At 63.5% G+C, this 21992-nt stretch carries 16 protein-coding genes and 1 pseudogene; 11 read left to right on the top strand and 6 right to left on the bottom strand.

The window, feature by feature from the left end:
* Positions 1-75 precede the first annotated feature (75 nt).
* From NKI05_RS20960 to NKI05_RS20950, 3 genes are all read right to left on the bottom strand, one after another.
* Complete coding sequence (locus tag NKI05_RS20960; protein ID WP_023688703.1) at positions 76-867, bottom strand: TIGR02186 family protein; 792 nt, start codon at positions 865-867, stop codon at positions 76-78.
* On the bottom strand, positions 867-1790 hold the full coding sequence (locus tag NKI05_RS20955) for a sulfite exporter TauE/SafE family protein (protein WP_023669608.1): 924 nt from the start codon (positions 1788-1790) through the stop codon (positions 867-869). Before NKI05_RS20955 ends, NKI05_RS20960 begins: the two co-directional genes overlap by 1 nt.
* 193 nt (positions 1791-1983) lie before the next feature.
* On the bottom strand, positions 1984-5970 hold the full coding sequence (locus tag NKI05_RS20950; RefSeq protein ID WP_023816192.1) for a peptidoglycan-binding protein: 3987 nt from the start codon (positions 5968-5970) through the stop codon (positions 1984-1986).
* 479 nt (positions 5971-6449) lie between these two features.
* Here NKI05_RS20950 and NKI05_RS20945 point away from each other — a divergent pair, with 479 nt between their 5' ends.
* The 8 genes and pseudogenes from NKI05_RS20945 to NKI05_RS20915 all read left to right on the top strand — a co-directional run bounded on the left by NKI05_RS20945 (position 6450) and on the right by NKI05_RS20915 (position 15884).
* Complete coding sequence (locus tag NKI05_RS20945) at positions 6450-6908, top strand: MerR family transcriptional regulator (protein ID WP_023669610.1); 459 nt, start codon at positions 6450-6452, stop codon at positions 6906-6908.
* Between the two features lie 274 nt (positions 6909-7182).
* Entirely contained in the window at positions 7183-8991 is a 1809-nt protein-coding gene (locus tag NKI05_RS20940; protein ID WP_023726837.1) for an acyl-CoA dehydrogenase, read from the top strand.
* A gap of 232 nt (positions 8992-9223) precedes the next feature.
* The gene (locus NKI05_RS20935; RefSeq protein ID WP_023681961.1) at positions 9224-10393 is read left to right on the top strand and encodes an acyl-CoA dehydrogenase family protein; all 1170 of its coding nucleotides are present in this window, start codon (positions 9224-9226) and stop codon (positions 10391-10393) included.
* A gap of 31 nt (positions 10394-10424) precedes the next feature.
* Entirely contained in the window at positions 10425-11633 is a 1209-nt protein-coding gene (locus tag NKI05_RS20930) for an acetyl-CoA C-acetyltransferase (RefSeq protein WP_023669613.1), read from the top strand.
* Between the two features lie 23 nt (positions 11634-11656).
* Positions 11657-13876: a 3-hydroxyacyl-CoA dehydrogenase NAD-binding domain-containing protein gene (locus NKI05_RS20925; protein WP_023681960.1), complete on the top strand. Its 2220-nt coding sequence runs from the start codon at positions 11657-11659 to the stop codon at positions 13874-13876.
* A gap of 11 nt (positions 13877-13887) precedes the next feature.
* Positions 13888-14048: pseudogene (locus NKI05_RS32270) on the top strand (thioesterase family protein); the annotation flags it as partial.
* A 304-nt stretch (positions 14049-14352) separates the two neighbouring features.
* Positions 14353-15003 (top strand): S24 family peptidase, encoded by a 651-nt coding sequence (locus NKI05_RS20920; protein ID WP_023681959.1) that lies wholly within the window; start codon positions 14353-14355, stop codon positions 15001-15003.
* Positions 15004-15011: 8 nt separating this feature from the next.
* Positions 15012-15884 carry a thermonuclease family protein gene (locus tag NKI05_RS20915; protein WP_023688698.1) on the top strand — a complete coding sequence of 291 codons (873 nt, stop codon included), beginning with the start codon at positions 15012-15014 and terminating at the stop codon, positions 15882-15884.
* Here the strand turns inward: NKI05_RS20915 and NKI05_RS20910 are convergent.
* Complete coding sequence (locus NKI05_RS20910) at positions 15847-17496, bottom strand: lysine--tRNA ligase (RefSeq protein ID WP_023732412.1); 1650 nt, start codon at positions 17494-17496, stop codon at positions 15847-15849. The two genes, NKI05_RS20915 and NKI05_RS20910, sit on opposite strands and share 38 nt — an antisense overlap.
* 156 nt (positions 17497-17652) lie before the next feature.
* Here NKI05_RS20910 and NKI05_RS20905 point away from each other — a divergent pair, with 156 nt between their 5' ends.
* Entirely contained in the window at positions 17653-18066 is a 414-nt protein-coding gene (locus tag NKI05_RS20905) for a tellurite resistance TerB family protein (RefSeq protein WP_023688697.1), read from the top strand.
* 59 nt (positions 18067-18125) lie between these two features.
* On the opposite strand, the gene NKI05_RS20900 is transcribed toward NKI05_RS20905, so the two are convergent.
* Positions 18126-18941: an ABC transporter substrate-binding protein gene (locus NKI05_RS20900; protein ID WP_050586840.1), complete on the bottom strand. Its 816-nt coding sequence runs from the start codon at positions 18939-18941 to the stop codon at positions 18126-18128.
* A 296-nt stretch (positions 18942-19237) separates the two neighbouring features.
* Here NKI05_RS20900 and NKI05_RS20895 point away from each other — a divergent pair, with 296 nt between their 5' ends.
* A complete protein-coding gene (locus NKI05_RS20895) occupies positions 19238-19969 on the top strand; it encodes a helix-turn-helix transcriptional regulator (RefSeq protein WP_023669621.1) in 732 nt (243 codons plus the stop codon).
* 275 nt (positions 19970-20244) lie between these two features.
* Positions 20245-20883, top strand: coding sequence for an acyl-homoserine-lactone synthase (locus NKI05_RS20890; protein WP_023681954.1), 639 nt, complete (start codon positions 20245-20247; stop codon positions 20881-20883).
* 201 nt (positions 20884-21084) lie between these two features.
* Here the strand turns inward: NKI05_RS20890 and ppk2 are convergent, their stop codons facing one another.
* Positions 21085-21990, bottom strand: coding sequence for a polyphosphate kinase 2 (ppk2, locus tag NKI05_RS20885; RefSeq protein ID WP_023711408.1), 906 nt, complete (start codon positions 21988-21990; stop codon positions 21085-21087).
* Positions 21991-21992 lie beyond the last annotated feature (2 nt).

The raw sequence follows: 21992 nt of genomic DNA, 5'->3' as shown, positions 1-21992 counted from the left end.
AGGGTTGGGAGGCGGCGGTCTATCGCAAGACTGAGAAAAGGGGAACCCCCTTTCCCCGGAAATGGGTCGTGCGCGTCAATCCCTGCGGAAGATCAGCCTGCCCAGCCAGCCGGTGATCATGGCCAGCGACACGGAGAAGACGCCGTAGAGGAAGGAGTAATCATGCGCGACGCGGAAGATCGACTGTTCGAAACCCGATTTGCGGATTTCGAGCTGGGCCGAGCTTTCCTTGAGGAACAGGCCGCTCTTGAACAGGAACGCGCGGGCTTTATGCGTTCCAACCGGGACGTTGGGCGCCAGCCGCACCGTGGCGCGAAACAGGTTCTGCGACAGGAACTGCACGCCGCCGACATTCTCGCTATAGAGGCCGATCGCCGCCTTGCGCTCGCGCAGCGCCACGGTGAATTCCTCGATCGTCGCCGGACTGTCGGTTACGTCGGCCGGCTGCATGTAAAGGTTGGAGGCGCCGAGCGACAGCTGCTTGTAGCTGTTGGGTTCGGTGATGTCCTGCAGCGGCCGTGTCGTGGCGACGGAGTAGGAGACCGGCACGTTCTCGAAGGTCTCGGATTCCAGGTTGACCCAGACGCCGAGCACCCGGTCCTTGCGGCGCACCACAACCGGCCGCGGCGGCCCTTCGAGCACGACGATGACGTCATAGCGCCCCTGCCGCGCGACCAGCGGGTCGGGGTTTTCCAGCGAACCGAAAATGGTCAGGTCGGCGCCGGAAAAGCCGGCGGTGATCGACACCGCGTCGGTGGAGAGACCGATCTGGATGCCTTCCGGCAAGGGGTTCGGCGATTGCGCTGCCGCCGGCAGAGCGAGGGCGAAAAGCAAAACGGCGGCCGAAAAAATCCCCCACCGCAGCATCAGTTCAGGCCCGCGGCGGTCAGCGAATAGAGGTTTGGCGGCGTGACGAAGAGATCGATGGCAAGCCGGATCGCGACCGCCAGCACCAGCAGCGCCAGCAGTGCCCTGAGCTGTTCGCCGCGCAGCTTCTGTCCTGCCTTGGCGCCATATTGCGCGCCGGCAACGCCGCCCGCCATCAGCAGGAAGGCAAGCATGACGTCGACCGTCTGGTTGGTGGTGGCGTGGACAAGCGTGGTGTAGGCCGAGGTGAAAATGATCTGGAACAGCGAGGTGCCGATGACGACGTTGGTCGGCACCTTCAAGAGATAGATCAGCGCCGGCACCATGATGAAGCCGCCGCCGACACCCATGATCGACGACAGGAAGCCGATGCCGGCGCCGAGCCCCAGCACCGGAATGACGCTGACGAACAGCTTCGAGGCCCTGAAGCGCATCTTCAGCGGCAGCCGGTGGATCCAGTTGTGCTGGCCGGATTTCTTCAAGACCGGCGCCGCACCGCTGCGCGTCGCGCGTAGCGCATTGACGCTCTCGACCAGCATCAGCCCGCCGACGGTGCCAAGCAGCACGACGTAAAGCAGTGAGATAAACAAATCGAGCTGGCCGAGCCGACGCAGGAAGGCAAAGACGAAGATACCGCCGGTCGAGCCGACGATGCCGCCGGCCAGCAGCACCCCGCCGAGCTTGAAGTCGAGCGTGCCGCGCTTCATGTGCGACAGCGCGCCGGAGAAGGAGGAGGCGATAACCTGGTTGGCGCCGGTAGCAACGGCGATTGCCGGCGGGATGTTGTAGAAGATCAAGAGCGGCGTGATCAGAAAGCCGCCACCGACCCCGAACATGCCCGACAGGAAACCCACCGCCGCGCCCATTGCCAGCAGCACGAAGACGTTGACGGAAATTTCCGCGATCGGGAGATAGATGCCCACCCGTCAGTCTCGATCAGTTTGCCTGTCGGCGATTGCAGCCATTCCAGGGCATTGTCGCACCGAAAAGCCAATTCTTTCTTGCACCGCCGGGGCAGTGGGATCAAACCCCGCCGCCCTACCGAAACAAAAAACATCTCAAGCAGTTAACAGGCAAATGTATGGCAAGGGCGTCGCGTTAGCGACGCATCTGCCGTTATTTGTGCGCCAGCAGCGCCTTCACCAGCTTTTCGTCGATTTCGCCGGTCGCCTGCATCTTGTTGTCAGTCTGGAAAGCCATGATTGCGGTCTTGGTCTTGCCGCCCATCACGCCATCGGCGCCGCCGGCATCGTAGCCGTTCTTGTTGAGGATGAGCTGGATGTTCTTGACCGCCTTCTTCATGTCGACGCTGGCGGTGGTCTGCGGCGTGCCTTCCTGCCAGGATTCAGGAATATCGGCCGAGTTGGACGCCGGGTCGAGCGGCTTCGGCTTCCACAGTTCCGTGGCGGCGCGGGCCCGCTCCAGCTGTTCGGGGCGCAGCGCAGTGGCGACTTCGTCGCGCTTGGCAGCCGCATCCTTGTCGCCGGTCTTGGCGACGAGCGCGAACCATTTGTAGGATTCCTCCAGGCTCTGCTTCATGCCGACGCCCTTTGCCGCCAGGATGCCGAGATTGAACTGGCTGTCCTTGACGCCGACATCGGCCGCCGCCTGAAACCAGTGCGCGGCCGATTCATTGTCGGTCACGCCGTCGGCGGCCATGGCAAACAGAACGGCCAGGTTGTGCATGGCGCTGGCATTACCCTGCGCGGCGGCGAGCTGGTAGAAGGTCTTTGCCTTCTTGACGTCGCGCGTGACGCCGATGCCCTTCTCGTAGAAATTGCCGATGCGGTATTCCGCCGGTGCGAAGCCGAGCTCGGCCGACTTTTCGTACCATTTGGCCGCTGCCGCCATGTCTTCCTTGACGCCGCGCGATTCAGCATAGCGCGAACCGAGCTCGAACAGCGCCTTGGCGTCACCGCCGGCAGCCGCGTCGCGCAAGGCTTGCGGGCCTGCATCGGCCGGAACGTCTATCTTGGCCACGACAGGTGCTACCGCAGCATCAGCCGGCGGAACGGCGCCGGTAGTATCCGAGGCCGTCGTATCCGAGGGCGCCATGACGGCGGCCGCAGGCTGCGCGTCGGCAGCCGCCGGTTCCGCAGTGGCGGTGGTCGGCAGCATTGCATTTGGCGTGGGGGCCGGATCGGCCAAAGCCATCGGCGCTGGCGCGGGCTCCACCGCCGGCACTTCGGGCCCAGCGACCGAGGCCGCATTCATTGGCGCATCATTGCCAGCTGCCGGTTCCGTGGGCTCCGCCTGCCTGACGATCCGGGCCGGCACGTCCTGAACGGCCACCTGCTGTTCTGCCTTGGGTTGGCTGGCAGCGTTGACCGAGGCAGTCTCGACCGGCTGCGAGGCGACGATCGGCGCTGTATCGTTGCTTGCGACCTCGACCGGGTCGGCGAAGAAGGCCTTGCCCAACTGGAGGCCGGCAAGCGCCAGCATGATCGCGACCGCTCCCATCAGGATCGGCTTGCGCCGCGCCTTGAGCAGGTCGCCGATACGAAGCGCCTTGACCGGGCCCTTCATGGTGGACTGGCGTTTCAGCGCGTCGGCCTCGGCGGCCGCGGCCTGCGCCGCGCGCCTGGCCGCGGCAATGAAGTCGGATTTCGACGCATCGCCGGAGTTTTGGCGCACCGGCGGGCCGCGCTCGTCGCGCACGCGCTTCATGATGGCGTTGAGGTCGGGCGCGCCGGAGCCCGGCTCCAACGGTCGGTTGGCGAGCTTCGGATCGAGCGGCTCGTCGAGATCGACGCTCGGCATGTCGACATTGGGCCCCGAGCCGGCAAGCGGCGGCATGTCAGCCGGCTTCTTGCCCCTGAAGGCGCGCGCAAATCCACCGAACAGCGACTTCTTGGCCGTGGCTTCGCCTTTCTCGGCAATCCTGTCGGAACCGAGCGCTGCCTGGGCAGCGGCCGCGGCAGCCTCGGCTGGCGAGCGCCGCACGGGTTCGCTGCCCATGACCGGGTCGCTACGCGTACCCGGGTCGGCGCGCATATCCGGCTCGCTGCGCATGATGGCGGCGGCGCGGCCGTCGAGATCGGCCATGTCTCCGGTCAGCGGCAGCGGCTGGTCGATATCCATCGATGGCGCGTCCTGCACCGAAATCTTGGAGGCGCGTGCAGCGCGGGCCCGCCGCGCCGGCTCGGCCTGGGCATCCAGAAGCTCGCTCACCGCCTCGGCCGGTTCGCTGGTCTCCAGCGAGCCCAGACGATCGACGATCTTGAGCAACGTGTCGTGGATAGCCTCGAATGTCCGTGAATTGCGCTCGTCCGAACGGCGCGTCAGCGCTTCCAGCGTCTTCAGATCCTGAGCAAGGCCGGTAACGGCCGCGGTGTTGGCGTTGGAATCTGCTAGCGAGCGCACGGCGCTCTCGGCCGCTTCCCGTGCCGCGCCCATGATGGATTCGCGGGTTCCGGCCAGCGACTTCTCGATTTCGTTGAGGCGCGGGCTGATGTCCTCGAATTCCGGCAGCGGCGTGCCGGGCTTCGACAGATGCGCCGATAGGCCGGAGACCTGCGCCTCGAGGCTGCGGATCAGTGCCGGATCGATGCCGGCGACCTGCGCGGCCGACGATTCCAGCCTGCTTGAAATGTCTTCGAGCCGGCTTTCCAGGCCACGGATCGCCGCCTCGTTGGCAGGATCGGGAATGCGCGTCTCCATGCGTTGGGCGAGCGCGGTGAAGCGTGCGTCGATGGCGTCCATGATGCCGGCGCTGTCAGCCTGCGGCTGGCGCTGGTCCAGCCGGTCGGCAACCTCGTCCAGCCGCCGCTCGAGATCGCGAAACAGCATGTTGCCCTGTTCGATGGCGTCGCCCTGCCGGCGTTCCATCATGCCCGACAGCACGTCGAAGCGCTGTTCCAGACCCTGGAAGATATAGTCGGCGTCGGGCATCGCCGGGGCGCGGTCGATCTTGTCGGCGATCATCGCGATCTGCTTGCCGAGGCGCTCCATCGCCTGTTCCGGCAGATTGGCGCGGCCGGCAAGCTCGTCGACCCTGTTCGACAGCGTGCTGAGACGGTCGAGAACCTCGCCGCTCGGACGAACCTGCACGACTTCCTCGATCTGCTGCGCCAGCGAGGCGATCCGCTTCTCGATGCGCTCGAACGGTTCGGGGTCGAAGGAATTGGCCTGTGCGGCGACGGTGGAGGCGACGATGGCGCGCGAAATCTCATCGAGCCGTTCGTCGATCAGGCCAAGCGTGTCGCCGCCGCGGTTGCTCTGCTGGCTGACGAAATGATCGACGGCGCCGGCAAGCGTGCGCACCTTTTCTTCCATCGAGCGCAGCGACAGCGATTCCGGCAGATTGTGGACCGCATTGCTGATCTGTTCGAGCCGGTCGGTCAGGGCCGAAAATCCGGGGCCGTCGGCGCGGTTGCGCTGGTCGGCGTCGACACGGTCCTCGAACGCGCTCCAGCGGCGGTCGAAATCGTCCCAGCGGCGGTCGACCTTCAGCACGCTTTCCTCGCGCGCCAATGTGTCGAGCGCCGTCTTTACCTGCTCGAGCTCGAGCCGCAGCATGTTGACGCTTCGGTCGTCGCTCTTCTCGGCCAGCGTCTGGATGGCGCCGGACAGCCGCTCGAATTCGACGCCGAGTTCGGCGCTGCCCTTGCCGGGCAAGCCGCCTGCCTGACCACCCGATTGGTTGCTCGCCTGGAAGGCCCGTTCGATGTCCTTGCGCAACGCGGCGAATTCGCGCTGCAGGCCGGCCGTCATCTGATGGCGCAGTTCCTCGCGCAGGCCACGCAATTCGCCGGCGATCTTGCCGACCACGGCGACGCTGTCTTCCTGGCCGCGCACGCGGTCGATGTCGCGCGCGATCGCCTGATAGTTCTGGTCGAAGCCGGCCGTCACAGGGCTTTTCGGCCGCGGCGCGGGCTGCGGGTCCTCGTACCAGCGCGGCGGCGGGGCGTAGGGCTGGGCACTTGCGTAGCGCGGCTCCGGAGCGGGCCGGCGCGGATCGAAGCGCTCGGCGGCGTCCTCGCGCTTGCGCTCCAGCCGCTGCTCCAGCGTTTCCAGCGAGCGGTTCAATTCGTCAAGCGTGGTGTTCGGCCTGCGCGGCCTGCCGGCGTTGAGTGTATCGAGATAGGACCGCTTGCTGTTCATCGATGCGTCCGTTTTTCAGAATGGCCGGCTTGCTGCCAGTTTCCCAAGTCCTTGTCGGGAACGAAGGCGGCCGCGCGGCACTGCTGCGGCGGAAGACGAGCTTCCCGGGCCAGGCCCGCTCTCCGAAAAACCGTGAAAAATTCGCTACAGGATAAACACGGGTGACCGACATCCGCACATTTCACCCATCGTGGTAAACAAGGTGTTAACCAAGCTTAAGAAGTTACGGCATTGCTGAAATACAGGCGGTGCCCGTTCGGACCCGGCGCCGGGGGTGCGGCATAAGGTTTCGCAATCCCAGAACGCCCTTGCGTCATGCGACGGCTATCGTTATAGAATTGACGTAAACGTAAGAGGGGCGCCGTTCGTGCCTTTTGCGATGAATTAGTTGAAACCACGACTGGAAGCATGCCCCCGCTTCCACTCAGGCGTTGCAAGGTCCGAGACCGCGATGCCACGACAGGGGAAAGCCAGTGACTATGAAACTTGTTTCGCCCGGCGAAGCCGCGGCCAACACCAACAATATGTCTGCCGAAGCCAGTGAGGAGCTCGTGCGCATCGGCGAGATGGCCAAGAAATACGGCGTGACGCTGCGCACGCTGCGTTTCTATGAAGACAAGGGCCTGCTCAATCCAAAGCGCGATGGGGCGACGCGCCTCTACACGCGCCGCGACAAGGCGCGGCTGAAGCTGATCCTGCTCGGCCGCAAGGTCGGGTTCTCGCTGCGCGACGTCAAGCAGATGATGGATCTCTACGATCCCACGGGATCCAACACCAAGCAATTGCGGCTGGCTCTCGACAAGTCGGAGAAGCAGCTAGCCCGCCTGCAGAAGCAGCGCGCGCTGATCGACGACGCCATCAACGAGCTGAGCGGCTCGATGTCGGCCGTGCGCCAGATGCTGTCCGAGCGTTCGGCCCCGGCCAGCGCCGCCAGCTGATTTTGCTCCGCAGCTCCCGGCGAAAGCTTTGAACTTAAGAGCCGCGCGGCCGCCCGCGCGGCTCTTTTTGTTTGACCCCCCTCGCTTTGCACAAAGCCATGCACCGCTCGTGCCGATAGGCTGGCATAGGTAAATTTTGTCCCGGCGACAAAATTGACGTTTACGCAAACGTCAATTTTTGCTATCCCGCTTTCAACATTGGCCCGCATGCCGCCCCAACCTCATGTTTCGGGGCTCGATCTCGCGGCCAAGACCCGCATGGTGGAGGAAACACATGCCGATCTACAGGGCGCCGGTCCAGGACACGCTGTTCGTGCTCAACGAGGTGCTGGGTTATCAGCGCTACTCCAACCTTCCCGGATTTGCCGACGCGACGCCCGACGTTGTCGAGGCGATCCTCGCCGAAGGCGCCAAGCTCGCCGAAAACGTTATGCATCCTCTGAACCGCGTCGGTGACATGGAAGGCTGCGTGCGCCATGAGGACGGCTCGGTGACGACGCCGAAGGGCTTCAAGGAAGCCTACGACCAGTATCGCGAAGGCGGCTGGATGGGACTGGCGGCGCCCATCGAGTTCGGCGGCCAGGGGCTGCCCTATGCCGTGCACACCGCGGTTGCCGAATACATGGTTTCGGCCAACATGGCGCTGATGATGTATCCCGGCCTGACGCAAGGCGCGATCGCGGCGATCATCACACACGGCACCGACGAGCAGAAGGCGACATGGCTGCCGAAGCTGGTCGAGGGGTCCTGGACCGGTACCATGAACCTGACCGAGCCGCATTGCGGCACCGATCTCGGCCTGCTGCGCACCAAGGCGGTGCCGAACGGCAACGGCACCTACAAGGTATCCGGCCAGAAGATCTTCATCTCGGCCGGCGAGCACGACATGTCGGAAAACATCGTTCATCTCGTGTTGGCCCGCATCGAAGGCGCGCCGGCAGGCGTGAAGGGCATCTCGCTGTTCATCGTGCCAAAGCTGAAGCTCGATGCCTCGGGCAATCCGGGCGAGAAGAACACGCTCTCCTGCGGGTCGATCGAGGAGAAGATGGGCATCCACGGCAATTCGACTTGCGTCATGAATTATGACGAGGCCGAAGGCACGCTGCTCGGCGAGGCCAATGGCGGCCTGAAGGCGATGTTCACGATGATGAACGAAGCCCGGCTCGGCGTCGGCCTGCAGGGCCTGTCGCTGTCCGAGATCGCCTACCAGAACGCGGTCTCCTACGCCAAGGACCGGCTGCAGGGCCGCTCGCTGTCTGGCGCCAAGGCGCCGGACAGACAAGCCGATCCGATCATCGTGCATCCCGACATCCGCCGCTCGCTGATGACCATGAAGGCCTTCAACGAGGCCGGCCGCGCGCTGGCGCTGTGGACGGCGATCAAGTCCGACATCGCCCACCGCTCCGCCGACGACAAGGATCGCCAGGCGGCCGACGACTATACGGGCCTGCTGACGCCGGTGATCAAGGGCGTGCTCACCGACAAGGGCTTCGACCATGCCGTCATGGCGCAGCAGGTGTTCGGCGGCCACGGCTACATCGAAGAACACGGCATGAGCCAGTTCGTGCGCGATGCCCGCATTGCCATGATCTATGAAGGCGCCAACGGCATCCAGGCGCTCGACCTCGTCGGCCGCAAGCTTGGCCTGAATGGCGGCCGCGCAGTGCAGGCTTTCTTCAAGGACGTCGGCGAGTTCTGCGAGGAGAACCGTGCCGACGAGAAGCTGGCGCCGTTCACCAAGGCGTTGAAGAAGGGCCTCAACGATCTGCAGGCGGCGACGATGTGGCTGGTGCAGAACGGCATGGCCAAGCCCGACAATGCCGGCGCCGCATCCACCGACTACATGCATCTCTTTGGCCTTGTGGCGCTCGGCTACATGTGGGCGCAGATGGCCAAGGCCGCGCTCGGCAAGACCGGCGCCAATGGCTCCCAATCTGTCCACGAAAATGGGGCTTTCTACGACAACAAGGTGGTGACGGCGCGCTTCTTCATGGAGCGGATCATGCCCGAGACATCGGCACATCTCGCCCGCATTTCCAGTGGTGCGGACACGCTAATGGCGCTGCCTGCGGAAGCGTTCTAGAAATGGCTGGCGTCCCCCTCCCCCTTGAGGGGAGGGTGGCCCGAAGGGCCGGGAGGGGTCCTTGCGTGCAGTGCGCCGGCTGGTTGGCGCTTTGGTAGGAGATGATCGCAATGCCCCAAACCCGCGTCAATTCCGAAGATAAGGTCGAGCACGTCATCGGCGACCCCACCCGACCGCTTCGCGGCCACCCTCCCCTCGAGGGGGAGGGGGACGTTGGCGCGGGAGAAACGGCATGACAAATCCAGCCGAAGTGCTCTCCTTGCCGAAGCCCGCCTGGGCGGCGGACGAAGTCGGCATGCTCTACGACATGGCGCATCGCTTCATGTCGGAAGAGATCGCGCCGCGCTACGACGAGTTCGAGAAGAACGAGATGGTCGACCGCGAGAGCTGGCGCAAGGCAGGTTCCGCCGGCCTGCTCTGCGCCTCGATGCCGGAGGAATATGGCGGCTCCGGCGGCACCTTCGCGCATGAGAGCGCCATCATCGAGGCGATCGGCCATGTCGGCGTCGACGGTTTCGGCATCGGCCTGCACAATGCGATCGTTGCCCCTTACATCCTTCATTACGGCTCCGAGGAGCAGAAGAAGAAATGGCTGCCGAAGCTGGCAACCGGCGAACTGATCGGCGCCATCGCCATGACCGAGCCGGGCGCCGGCTCCGACCTGCAAGGCGTCAAGACGCGCGCCGAGAAGGACGGCAACCAGTACAAGATCAACGGCTCGAAAACCTTCATCACCAATGGCCAACTGGCCAATTTCATCATCGTCGTCACCAAGACCGATCCGGCCAAAGGCGCCAAGGGCACCTCGCTGATCGTCGTCGAGGCCGACGAGGCCGAAGGCTTCGAACGCGGCCGCAACCTCGACAAGATCGGCCTGAAGGCCAACGACACGTCGGAGCTGTTCTTCAATGATCTGCGCGTGCCGACCTCGAACCTGCTTGGCCACGAAGAGGGACAGGGCTTCATCCAGCTGATGCAGCAATTGCCGCAGGAGCGCCTGCAGATCGGCACCGGCGCGATCGCCATGATCGAGCGCGCGCTTGCTCTGACCATCGACTACGTCAAGGACCGCAAGGCCTTCGGCAAAGCGATCATCGAGTTCCAGAACACCCAGTTCAAGCTCGCCGAACTGAAGACCGAGGCCACCATCGGCCGCGTCTTCTACAATGATTGCGTCACCCGCCACATCAATGGCGGGCTGGATCCGGTGACGGCGTCGATGGCGAAATACTGGCTCTCGGACCTGCAGGGAAAAGTCGTCGACGAATGCCTTCAATTGCATGGCGGCTATGGCTACATGAATGAATATCCGATCGCCCGCATGTTCCGCGACGCCCGCGTCCAGCGCATCTACGGCGGCACCAACGAGATCATGAAATTGCTGATCGGCCGCTCTCTCTGAGAGCGACGTCGGCAAAGCAAGGAGCAAGCAAATGGCTGAAGCTTATGTCTATGACGCCGTGCGCACACCGCGCGGCAAGGGCAAGAAGGATGGCTCGCTGCACGAGGTGCCGGCGGTGCGGCTTGCGGCCAGGACGCTTGAAGCGTTGCGCGACCGCAACGGCCTCGACACTGCAAACGTCGACGACATCATCTTCGGCTGCGTCGATCCGGTCGGCGAAGCCGGCTCCGTCATTCCGCGTGCCGCCGCCTTCGAGGCCGGCTACGATAACAAGGCGCCGGGCATGCAGATCTCGCGCTTCTGCGCCTCAGGCCTCGACGCCATCAATTTCGGCGCCGCCAAGATCGCTCAAGGCGCCGACGAGATCGTCATTGCAGGCGGCGTGGAATCGATGTCGCGCGTCGGCATGGGCGCCTCGGGCGGCGCGTGGTTCATGGACCCGTCCGTCGGCCTGCCCGGCTGGTTCGTGCCGCAAGGCATTTCGGCCGACCTGATCGCCACCAAATACGGTTTTTCGCGCGACGACGTCGATGCCTATGCGGTCGAGAGCCAGAAGCGTGCGGGCAAGGCCTGGGCCGATGGCCGTTTCAAGAACTCCGTCATACCGATCAAGGACCAGAACGGCCTCACCATCCTCGATCATGACGAGCATATGCGGCCGTCGACCGACATGCAGTCGCTGGCCTCGCTCAACCCGTCCTTCGTCATGCCTGGCGAAATGGGCGGCTTCGACGCGGTCGCCGTGCAGAAGCATCCGGAAGTCGAAGAGGTCAACCACGTCCACCATGCCGGCAACTCGTCCGGCATCGTCGATGGTGCGGCCGCCGTACTGCTCGGCTCGAAGAAGGCCGGCAAGACGATGGGCCTGAAGCCACGCGCCCGCATCCGCGCCTTTGCCAACATCGGCTCCGAGCCGGTGCTGATGCTTACCGGTCCGGTCGACGTCACCGAGAAGCTTCTGAAGCGCGCCAAGATGAAGCTGTCGGATATCGACCTGTTCGAGCTCAACGAGGCCTTCGCCTCAGTGGTGCTGCGCTACATGCAGGCATTCGAAATCCCGCACGACAAGATCAACGTCAATGGCGGCGCCATCGCCATGGGCCATCCGCTCGGCGCCACCGGCGCGATGATCCTGGGCACGGTGCTGGACGAGCTCGAGCGCCGCGATTTGAACACCGCTCTGGTGACGCTCTGCATCGGCGCCGGCATGGGCACCGCAACGATTATCGAACGCGTCTGATTTTCGGCCGGAAGGAGAGAGACATGACTTATACAAACTTCACGGTCGACACCGACGCAGACGGCATCGCGCTGGTCACCTGGAACATGCCGGACCGCTCGATGAACGTCTTCACCGAAGAGGTGATGAACGAGCTCGAGAAGATCATCGACCATGTGGTGGCCGACGCCGCCATCAAGGGCGCGGTGATCACCTCGGGAAAGGACAGCTTCTCCGGCGGCGCCGACCTGACCATGCTGCAGAAGATGCTGGCCGTATTTGCCAAGGAGAAGACCAAGGACCCGGAGAAGGCGGCACAGCTTTTGTTCGACAATGCCGGCCGCATGGGTGGCTTGTGGCGCAAGCTCGAAACGTCGGGCAAGCCTTGGGTCTCGGCGATCAACGGCACCTGCATGGGTGGCGCGTTCGAGCTGTCGCTGGCCTGTCATGGCCGCGTTGCCGCTGACTCCGAAAAGGTCAAGATGGCCTTGCCGGAAGTCAAGGTCGGCATCTTCCCCGGCGCCGGTGGCACCCAACGCGTGCCGCGCCTGACCGACCAGCAGCAGGCGTTGCAGATGCTGACCACCGGCCAGACGCTGTCGCCGCAGAAAGCCAAGGCGATGGGGCTGATCCACGAGATCGCCGAACCCGGCAAGCTGATCGAGACCGCCAAGGCGATGATCAGGAACGGCCTGAAAGCCGTCCAGCCCTGGGACGAGAAGGGCTTCAAGCTGCCTGGCGGCCAAATCTATACGCCGGCCGGCTTCAATCTGTGGCCGCCGGCCATCGCCATCCTGCGCCGCGAGACCTACGGCAATTATCCGGCCGCCGCGGCGATCCTGAAATGCGTCTATGAAGGCCTGCTGGTGCCGTTCGACACCGGTCTGCGGATCGAACAGCGCTATTTCACCGAAATCATGCAGTCGAAGGAAGCAGCAGCGATGATCCGCTCGCTGTTCGTCTCGCTGCAGGAGCTCAACAAGGGCGCCCGCCGCCCGGCCGGCGTGCCGGAGACCAAGTTCAAGAAGATCGGTATTCTCGGCGCCGGCTTCATGGGCGCCGGCATCGCCTTTGTCACCGCCAAGGCTGGCATCCCGGTCGTCCTGCTCGACCGCGACATGGCGTCGGCCGAAAAGGGCAAGACGCATTCCGACAGCCTGATCTCCGATCAGGTCAAGAAGGGCCGCGTCAAGCCCGAGGAGAAGGACAGACTTCTGTCGCTGATCACGCCGTCGGCCGACTATGCCGATCTCGCCGGCTGCGATCTGGTGGTCGAGGCGGTGTTCGAGGATTCGGCCGTCAAGAAGGCTGCCACCGAGCAGGCCGAAGCCGTGCTGAAATCGTCGGCGATCTTCGCCTCCAACACCTCGACCATCCCGATCACCGCACTGGCCAAGAATTCGGCGCGGCCGAAGAATTTCGTCGGCATCCACTTCTTCTCGCCGGTCGACAAGATGATGCTGGTCGAGATCATTTTGGGCAAGAAGACCGGCGACAAGGCGCTGGCCACCGCGATCGATTTCGTGCGCGCCATCAAGAAGACGCCGATCGTCGTCAACGACACGCGCGGCTTCTACGTCAACCGCTGCGTGCTGCGCTACATGTCGGAAGCCTACAAGATGCTGATCGAAGGCGTTCCGGCGCCGATGATCGAGAACGCCGCCAAGGCCGCCGGCATGCCGGTCGGCCCCCTGGCCCTGACCGACGAGACGGCGATCGACCTTGCCCAGAAGATCATGAAGCAGACCATCAGGGACCTCGGCGACAAGGCCGTCGACCCCAGGCAGATGGCGTTGATCAACACGCTGGTCGACACCCATGGCCGCTTCGGCCGCAAAAACGGCAAGGGTTTTTACGACTATCCCGCCAAGCCCGCCAGGAAGAAGCTGTGGCCGGGCCTGAAGGATCTCTATCCGCAGCTGGAGGCCGAGAAGGTCGATTATGAGGAACTGCAGCAGCGCCTGCTGGTCACCATTGCGCTGGAAGCGGCCCGGGTGATGGAGGAAGGCATCGTCACCGATCCGCGCGAGGCCGATCTCGGGTCGATCCTCGCCTTTGGTTTCGCGCCATTCACCGGCGGCGCGCTGTCCTATATTGACGGCATCGGCGCCAGGGAGTTCGTCAGAATAGCCAAAGGCCTGCAGAAGAAATACGGCGCCGAGTTCAAGGCGCCAAAGCTGCTGCTCGACCTGGCCGAGAAGGGCGAGACCTTCTACCAGCGCTTCGATCCCTATGCGAAAGGCGAGGTGAAGAAGGCCGCTTGAGCTAGCGCCCCATGTACGTCTGGGGGCGCCTTGCGCGCATGATGGCCACGGCAAGGCGCCGTGGCCTTATGCGGTCGGTAGCGAAAGCCGACTGGCTTTTCGCTGCCTGCCGACCGAGATCGACTTCAACCTCCATCTCAACAACGCCCGCTACATGATGCTCGCCGACCTCGCGCATGACCCCGAAAATCGGAATCGATTTTCGGGGTCATGCGCCAAATCAAAATGCTACAGCGTCCTTGGCGCGTCCAACAGTACGCTTGCCCGCTCCGTTCAACCGCGACCGCCGACCTAGGCCGAGCGGGGTTTCATGAGCTCCGACCAGGGATTGCGCAGCCTTGCCAAGGCAGTTTGAGGCATCCATGACGACTTCGCCGCACACAGCTTTTTAGGGGATCGGGCCGCGCGCCGGTGGACAATCGGATGACCGCGCGTTAGAAGGAAAAGGTATTTTTTCCTGTTTTGAGGAGAGCGAATTGCTCTCGCATGACCGAGTTTGGGCAGCCATCGACGCTCTCGCTGAGCGCTATTCGTTGTCGGCCTCCGGCCTGGCCCGGCGAGCCGGTCTGGACTCCACCGCTTTCAACAAATCGAAGCGGCTGTCCTCGGATGGACGGCCGCGCTGGCCGTCGACCGAATCGCTGGCGAAGATCATCGAGGCGACCGGCGCCTCGCTCGACGAATTCACCGGGCTGGTCGAAGGCCGTGCCAAGGCCGCTTCGGGCTCGGTAGCCGCGCAGCGTTCGGCGGTGCCGCTGCTCGGCTTTGCCCAGGCCGGCGCCGGCGGCTTCTTCGATGATGCCGGCTATCCCTCAGGCCAGGGCTGGGACCTTGTCGAGCTTCCGGCACGGGCGACCGAAACCTCTTATGCGTTGAAGGTGCAGGGCGATTCCATGCTGCCGCTGTACCGCAATGGCGATGTGCTGATCGTCGAGCCGGGCGCCGCTACCCGCAAGGGCGACCGCGTCGTCGTCAAGACCAATGCCGGCGAAGTCATGGCCAAGGTGCTCGACCGCCAGACGACGAAATCGATCGTGCTGATTTCGCTCAACCCCGACCACCCGGACCGCGACATCGCGATGCGCGATGTCGAATGGGTGGCGCGGATCGTCTGGGCAAGCCAGTAGGTCTCGCGGTGCGTCTGCTTCAAATCCTCATAGCCCTCCTGGCGATCCCGGTGATGGTCGCCATTGTCGTCGCCGGCGGTCGCGCGCTGCATCGCGAAAGCACCGCCATCACCGTCGACCAGATCGACCCGGACACCGAGGCCGTGCCCGAGGAGCCGGCGACGTCGGCGATCCCCGAGGTCCGGCCCGTCAAGCCTCCGATGCACTCGCCTCAGGTGCATTCGAGGGCGATCGATCCCGAGGCCATCGCTCCGCCGCCGCTGCCGGTAGAAGAACTTGAACGGGTTGAGCCACGCGCGCCGCTGAGCGACCTGGCGCTGGCCGGGCCGCCCAAGCCGCGTGGGCGCAGAGCGGTCGACGACTGGGGAGGAACAAAACTGTTCCAGCCGGTCGCGGCCGCCGCCGGCCTGATCGAAGCCAATGGTTATTCCGTGACGGTCTCCGGCATCGACATCGTCAGGCAAGACGAGACCTGCACCGAGGGCGGCAAGTCCTGGGCTTGCGGTATCAGGGCGCGCACCGCGTTCCGGTCTTTCCTGCGCGGCCGGGCCGTTGCCTGCAAGGTGCCGCCGGAGGCCGACCGTGCGCTGATCGCCGCCGAATGCCGCATCGGCAAGCTGGATGTCGGCCAGTGGCTGGTCGAAAACGGCTGGGCGCGCGCCACGGCAGCCGGCCCCTATGTCGAAGCGGGCGACAAGGCGCGCGCCGCCAAGAAGGGCGTCTTCGGCGCCGCGACCGATCTTGGCGGCCTGCCACCGGCGCCAACGCCTGTTGTGGCACCGACGGCGTCGCAACCGATCCTCGATGCCCCGGCGATAGACACGCCGCTGGCCGGGACGGAAATTACGCCGCCAGCTGACCAGCCAGCGCCCGCTCAATGAGCGCGCGGGTTTCGGCGATGCCGTAGAGGGCTGCGAACGAACCGAAGCGCGGTCCGCGTTCCTGGCCGATCAGCACCTGGTAGATCATCTGGAAGAAAGCGCCCGAGACACCAGGGCCGCCGTCCGGGCTCTTCTTCGAATGGTCCTGATAGCGTTCGATCTTGCGCGCCACGTTGAGCGAAGCGTTCTGGATCGCTTCGCCGTCGGCGCCGGCCGGCAGGCCAGCAAGCGCGTTGCCAAGCGCTTCCAGCGCGACGCGTTCGACATCGTCGGCCGGCCGGAAGGTCTTCGTCGGCTTCACGAAATCGTCGAAGTAGCGGATGGCGAAACCGACCAGCTGGTCGAGTTCGGGATGCGTCGCCGGCGTCACGCCAGATGCATGGCGCGAGATGAAGCCCCACAGCACATCCTTGTTTTGCGCGTTGGAGGCGCTGACCAGGTTGAGCAGCAGCGAGAACGGCACCGGCATGTCGATGGAAGGCGGCTTGCCGTCATGCATGTGCCAGACCGGATTGCCCAGCCGCTCCTTCCAGTCCTGGCGCGGATAGGCGTTGAGGAAGGTGTAGTACTCGTCGACGGCGCGTGGGATGACGTCGAAATAGAGCTTTTTCGCCTGCCTTGGCCGCTGATACATATAGAGGCCGAGGCTTTCGGTCGGCGCGTAGCGCAGCCATTCGTCGATGGTCAGCCCGTTGCCCTTCGACTTCGAGATCTTCTGGCCGTTCTCGTCCAGGAACAGTTCGTAGACGAAATGCTCGGGCGCGCGCCCGCCGAGAATGTTGCAGATGCGGTCGTAGATCACCGCGTTCGTCTGGTGGTCCTTGCCGAACATTTCGAAATCGACGCCGAGCGCTGCCCAGCGCATGCCGAAATCCGGCTTCCACTGCAGCTTGACCTTCCCGCCGGTCACCGAAAGCGTGGTCTCGGTGCCCTCATCGTCGAAGGTGATGTTGCCGGCCTTGGCGTCGACATGCTTCATCGGCACGTAGAGCACGCGCCCGCTCTTCGGCGAGATCGGCAGGAACGGGCTGTAGGTTGCCTGCCGCTCCGGCCCCAGCGTCGGCAGCATCACCGCCATGATCTGCTCATAGCGCTCGGCGGCGCGCACCAGCATCGCATCGAAGCGGCCGGCCTTGTAGTACTGCGTGGCGCTGGCGAATTCGTAGTCGAAGCCGAACGTGTCGAGGAAGCGGCACAGCATCGCGTTGTTGTGGTCGCCAAAGCTCGGATAGTCGCCGCCGAACGGATTGGGCACCGCCGACAGGGGCATATGCAGATAGGGCTCGAGCGCTGCGCGATCCGGCACATTGTCGGGGATTTTGCGCATGCCGTCCATATCGTCGGAGAAGCAGAGCAGCTTGGTCTTGACCTTGTTCCCGGTCAGCACGTGAAAGGCATGGCGCACCATCGAGGTGCGCGCGACCTCGCCGAACGTGCCGATATGCGGCAGGCCCGACGGGCCGTAGCCGGTCTCGAACAGGACGATCTCCGGGAAGTCGCCGCCCTTGTAGCGCTCGATGATCTTTTTGGCTTCCTCGAACGGCCAGGCCTTGCTTTCGGCGGCTGCCGCAAGCATTTCGGGGTTGAGATCGGCGATGTTTGATCCCGTCATGTCAAAGTTCCAGTCATGGCCGGCTTTCGCGGCTGGTAAGATTTTTCAACCGGGTCTCTAGGCGCGACAGGGCGGAGCGTCAACGATATCAGGCGTTTTCGTTGCGACGGCGCCGTGGCGTCCCTACCTTCGACCCTCACTATCAAGGAGTTTTGAATGCCGTTGCCGTCCACCCATGAAGCCCTGATCTACCTGATGGTCATCACCTCGGCTTCCGATCGCGACATGACCGATATCGAACTGGCGCGCATCGGCGACGTCGTCCGCAGCTGGCCGGTGTTCGAGGATTTCAAGCAGGACAGGCTGATCGCCATTGCGCAGGACTGCCAGAAGATGCTGCATGAAAAGGATGGGTTGGAAGGCGTGCTCGAGCGTGTCGCCGAGACTTTGCCCGAACGGCTGCACGACACCGCCTATGCCGCGGCCTTCGAGGTTGCCGCCGTCGATCTAGAAATGCGCATGGAGGAATTGCGGGTGCTGCAGTTGATCCGGCGTGAGCTCGATCTCGACACGCTGACCGCCGCAGCCATCGCGCGCGGGGCGAAGGCCCGCCTGCGCACGCTGACCTGATCCAGCCCCTAAAGGAAGCTGACCGGGACCGGATCAGAAAAAGCTGACCGGGAACCGGATCAGAAGAAACTGACCGGGAAATAGCGCAGGTAGAATTCGGCGAAGGTGCCTTTCACCGATATCTCCTGCAGCGCGTAGTCCATGGCTGCGGCCAGCGCTGGGTCGCTGGCCCGGGTGGCAATGGTCATGCCGGACCCCAGATATTCCGGCGCCAGGTAGGGTCCACCGGCGAAGCGGCAGCAACCGGCGGCGTCCGTGCCGCCCAGCCAGAAGGAAAAGCGCATGCCGTCGCCGAAGGCGGCATCGATCTTGGCGCTCTTCAAGTCGCTGTAGAGGTCTTCCGGCCGTTGAAAGCGGATGATCTGCACGGTGCCGAAATAATCGCGCAGCATCTTTTCATGCGCCGAGCCGGCCAGCACGCCGACCCGCTTCGAGCGCAATTTGTCGAGGATCGGCTCGGCGAAGGCCTTGGTCTTCGGCATGATGAAGCGCGCCGGAAACTGTAGATAGGAGCGCGAAAAGCTGTACTTCGCCCGCGTCTCCGGCGTTGCGGCGATGCCGGCGATGATCGCCTCGCCTTCGCCCTTCTGCAACGCGTCGTCGAGTTCGGCCCAGGGCAGCGCCTGGATCTGGCATTTGTCGGCGATGTCGAGTTCGGCGCAAATCGCCCGCGCCAGGTCGATGTGGAAGCCGGACAGTCGGCCCGTGCCGTCGAGAAAATTGAAGGGCGGGAAATCGGTTGTGGTGAGGAACCTGAGCCTCGGCAGCGCCGCAAGGTCCGGCTTCGGCAGCCGCTCCTTGGCATCCCAAAGCACCGGCACCTGCGGTTCCGCTGCCCGCACAGCGCCGGCAAACGGCTGCACTCCGATCAGCATCGACAGCAAGGCGATGGTTATCCAGCGTGATGTCACAAAAAACTCCGCCCGTCTAGGCCGTTGGCTTGTGATACGAAAACGGCGCAGGCACAATTGTTTTTGATTTCAAAGGGCAAATTTCGGGTTATGCTTTGGCGAGGTTGCAAATAGCCGCACAGAGTCGGCCCGGGGTTGGCGGTCGCTGGCGTTAGAAAAGCTAAGGATGTGGCTTTGCAATCCGGGGTTGATGGCTAAGTGCGGGGCAGGCACGTAGCATCGGTCTCAAGAGCGGTAGGCAACATGGGGTAGATGTTGCGATGGGTTATTTTGACCGGACACTTGAATATATTGACCGGGTGCAGCGTGCCGACACGTCGGCTGCGGTGTGCGAGCAGCTACTTAGTGTCACCTCGAATTTCGGATTGACGGCCCTGATAGCCGCAACGGTGCCGCAGCCCGGTACACCAAGCAGCCAGACGAAGGACCATGTGCTGCTCTGCGATTGGCCTAGCGAATGGCTGGAGCGTTACTTATCGCGCAACTACGTCGACCACGATCCGGTCGTCAGCCATTTGAAGCAGTTTCGGGCGCCATTCCAATGGCGCGATGCCGTTCAAAGCATGCCCGCCGACAAGAGCAGCGCCGAGGTAATGCGCGACGCCCGCCAGTTCAAGCTGCGTGACGGCCTCGCCTTCCCGCTGATCACGCTCGAAGGCCAGATCGCGCTGGTCTCGCTGGGCGGTGAGGCGGTCGAACTGTCCGAAGCCGAATTCGCAATGGTCTCGCTGGCCTCCACCTATGCCATCGGCCGCGCCATGCAGCTTCAAACGACGGCCGGCAAATCTATCGATCACATTGAATTGACGCCGCGCGAGCGCGAATGCCTGCAATGGGCGGCGGTCGGAAAATCCGAGTGGGAGATTTCGCAGATCCTCGGCATCTCGGAGCATACCTCTGAGAAACACCTTCTCAACGCCAAGAGCAAACTAGGCGCCGCCAACCGTGTGCAGGCAGTCGCCGAAGCAGTCAGGCACGGCTATATCAGCTAGGCCGGTTCTGGCGGCCCGAAATTTATGGCCGCATTGTTGGCGTCATATCTTCAGAAAAGACCGGCCCCTGTCGTCCTCTTGAGACGGCTAATGCTTTCTTAACGCCAAAAGCAGACTCGGCGTCGCCAACAGGGTGCACGCCATCGCGGAGGCGTTTAGACGCAGCTATATTAGCCATGTCGGCTGTGGCAGCCTGGAAATCCTTGCCAACACCTTCGCGCAATTTTTTCGGGAAAGCCCGGCCGTATCTTCCTCTTAAGCCCAGGAGACGGCTAATGCTATTTTCCCTTACCACTCAACAACTGATGGAACGTCCCGACCTATGGGAGGCCGTCCATCGCCTGCGTTACAAGGTCTTCGTCGATGAGATGCGGTGGACCGATCTCGATCGCCCGGACGGCCTCGAAATCGATCAATTCGACCATGATGAGGCCGAACACCACCTTGTCATACGCAATGGCGAGCTTGCAGGCTATCATCGGATGCTGCCGACCACACGGCCGCATCTCCTTAGCGATGTGATGCCGGAACTCTGCGAGGGAAAGCGCCCTTCGGGACCGAATGTCTGGGAGCTAACCCGTTACGCGGTGGCGCCAGGCTTTCGCGATGGCAAGCGCGGCGTGTCTACGGTCGGCACCGAACTGATCGCCGGCTTCGTCGAATGGGGCCTTGCTCGCAATGTCGATCAGGTCATTATCGAGGTCGAGCCGGTGTGGGTGCTGCGGACGCTGCAGTTGCACTTCCTGGCGACGCCGCTCGGGTACCAGCGCACCTATGGCAACCAGCAGGTCGTCGCCACACTGCTGACCTTCAACGAGCATACGCTGGATGTCGTGCGTTCGCGCCGCAACCATCACGCCCCGGTGTTGGCCAGGGGCACCCCCCACATGCTCGGCATGCGGCAGGCGTCGTGAGACTGTCTTCACCCGACGCGCTTTAATGCATGTCGCTCAAAGTGGCCCCGGTTTTGAGAGAACGACATGCATGAAACAAAGACCTAAAGCGCGTCGCGTGAATCCGTTCAAATGCGATGCGCTTTAGACAATGGCCACAGAGCCCACCTCCGTGTGGGGGTGGGCTCTGTAATTTCAGCCTCTGCCTATCGAGGCCAGTCTCTACTTCTCGAGAAACGACGGCCCTTCGCCGACGATCTTTTTGTCTTCCTTGCCGATGGCGTCGAGATCGCGCCCATCATAGGGCAGTGACAACAGGATGCGCCGCATGACGGCCAGCCGCGAGCGTCGCTTGTCATTGGCCCGCACGATGATCCAGGGCGCGAACTGCTTGTGCGTGCGCTCGACCATCTGGTCGCGCGCCTTGGTGTAGTCGTCCCATTTGGTGATGCCGGCAATATCGATCGGCGAGAACTTCCAGTTCTTCAGCGGAGACCAGCGGCGGTCGTGAAACCGTTCGAGCTGGGTTTCGCGGCCGATGTTGAGCCAGAATTTGAAGAAATAGATGCCGTCGTTGGAGATCATCCGCTCGAAATGCGGCGTCTCGTCGAGGAATTTTGCATGCTGTTCCGGTGTGCAGAAGCCCATCACCGGCTCGACGCCGCCGCGGTTGTACCAGGACCGGTCGAAGGTGACGAATTCGCCCGATGTCGGGAAATGGGCGACGTAGCGCTGGTAGTACCATTGCCCGACTTCGGTTGGGGTCGGCTTGGTCAGCGCCACATTGCGCGCGGTTCGAGGATTGAGATACTGGCGCAGCACCGAGATGGTGCCGCCCTTGCCGGCGGCATCGCGCCCCTCGAACAGCGACATCAGTCTGCTGCCGGTCGCCTGCAGCCAGGCCTGCGCCTTGACCAGTTCGATCTGCAGCCGCTCCAGCGTCTCGTCATACTCCTCGGTCTTCATTTTCTTGTCGTAGGGGTAGTCGCCTGCGGTCAGTTTGTGGTCCTCGATCCAGCTGGGAAGCTCGGGGTTTTCGATGTCGAACTCCCGCTCCTTGCCGTCCACCTTGATCTTCAGCGGCCCCTCTGCCGGCTCTGCGGCGGGACTTTCCTTGGCTTTTTTCATCG

Origin of the sequence: Mesorhizobium sp. M0771, from assembly GCF_040320155.1 — a bacterium.
Taxonomy (GTDB): Bacteria; Pseudomonadota; Alphaproteobacteria; order Rhizobiales; family Rhizobiaceae; genus Mesorhizobium.
The sequence above is the reverse complement of the archived record's forward strand: the minus strand, read 5'-3'. Positions and strand labels throughout refer to the sequence as shown.

Coding starts and splice junctions, on each gene's coding strand:
- NKI05_RS20960 (WP_023688703.1), bottom strand. CDS start 867: ATGCTGCGGTGGGGGATTTTTTCGGCCGCCGTTTTGCTTTTCGCCCTC.
- NKI05_RS20950 (WP_023816192.1), bottom strand. CDS start 5,970: ATGAACAGCAAGCGGTCCTATCTCGATACACTCAACGCCGGCAGGCCG.
- NKI05_RS20945 (WP_023669610.1), top strand. CDS start 6,450: ATGAAACTTGTTTCGCCCGGCGAAGCCGCGGCCAACACCAACAATATG.
- NKI05_RS20940 (WP_023726837.1), top strand. CDS start 7,183: ATGCCGATCTACAGGGCGCCGGTCCAGGACACGCTGTTCGTGCTCAAC.
- NKI05_RS20935 (WP_023681961.1), top strand. CDS start 9,224: ATGACAAATCCAGCCGAAGTGCTCTCCTTGCCGAAGCCCGCCTGGGCG.
- NKI05_RS20930 (WP_023669613.1), top strand. CDS start 10,425: ATGGCTGAAGCTTATGTCTATGACGCCGTGCGCACACCGCGCGGCAAG.
- NKI05_RS20925 (WP_023681960.1), top strand. CDS start 11,657: ATGACTTATACAAACTTCACGGTCGACACCGACGCAGACGGCATCGCG.
- NKI05_RS20910 (WP_023732412.1), bottom strand. CDS start 17,496: ATGACGGGATCAAACATCGCCGATCTCAACCCCGAAATGCTTGCGGCA.
- NKI05_RS20905 (WP_023688697.1), top strand. CDS start 17,653: ATGCCGTTGCCGTCCACCCATGAAGCCCTGATCTACCTGATGGTCATC.
- NKI05_RS20900 (WP_050586840.1), bottom strand. CDS start 18,941: ATGCTGATCGGAGTGCAGCCGTTTGCCGGCGCTGTGCGGGCAGCGGAA.
- NKI05_RS20895 (WP_023669621.1), top strand. CDS start 19,238: ATGGGTTATTTTGACCGGACACTTGAATATATTGACCGGGTGCAGCGT.
- NKI05_RS20890 (WP_023681954.1), top strand. CDS start 20,245: ATGCTATTTTCCCTTACCACTCAACAACTGATGGAACGTCCCGACCTA.
- ppk2 (WP_023711408.1), bottom strand. CDS start 21,990: ATGAAAAAAGCCAAGGAAAGTCCCGCCGCAGAGCCGGCAGAGGGGCCG.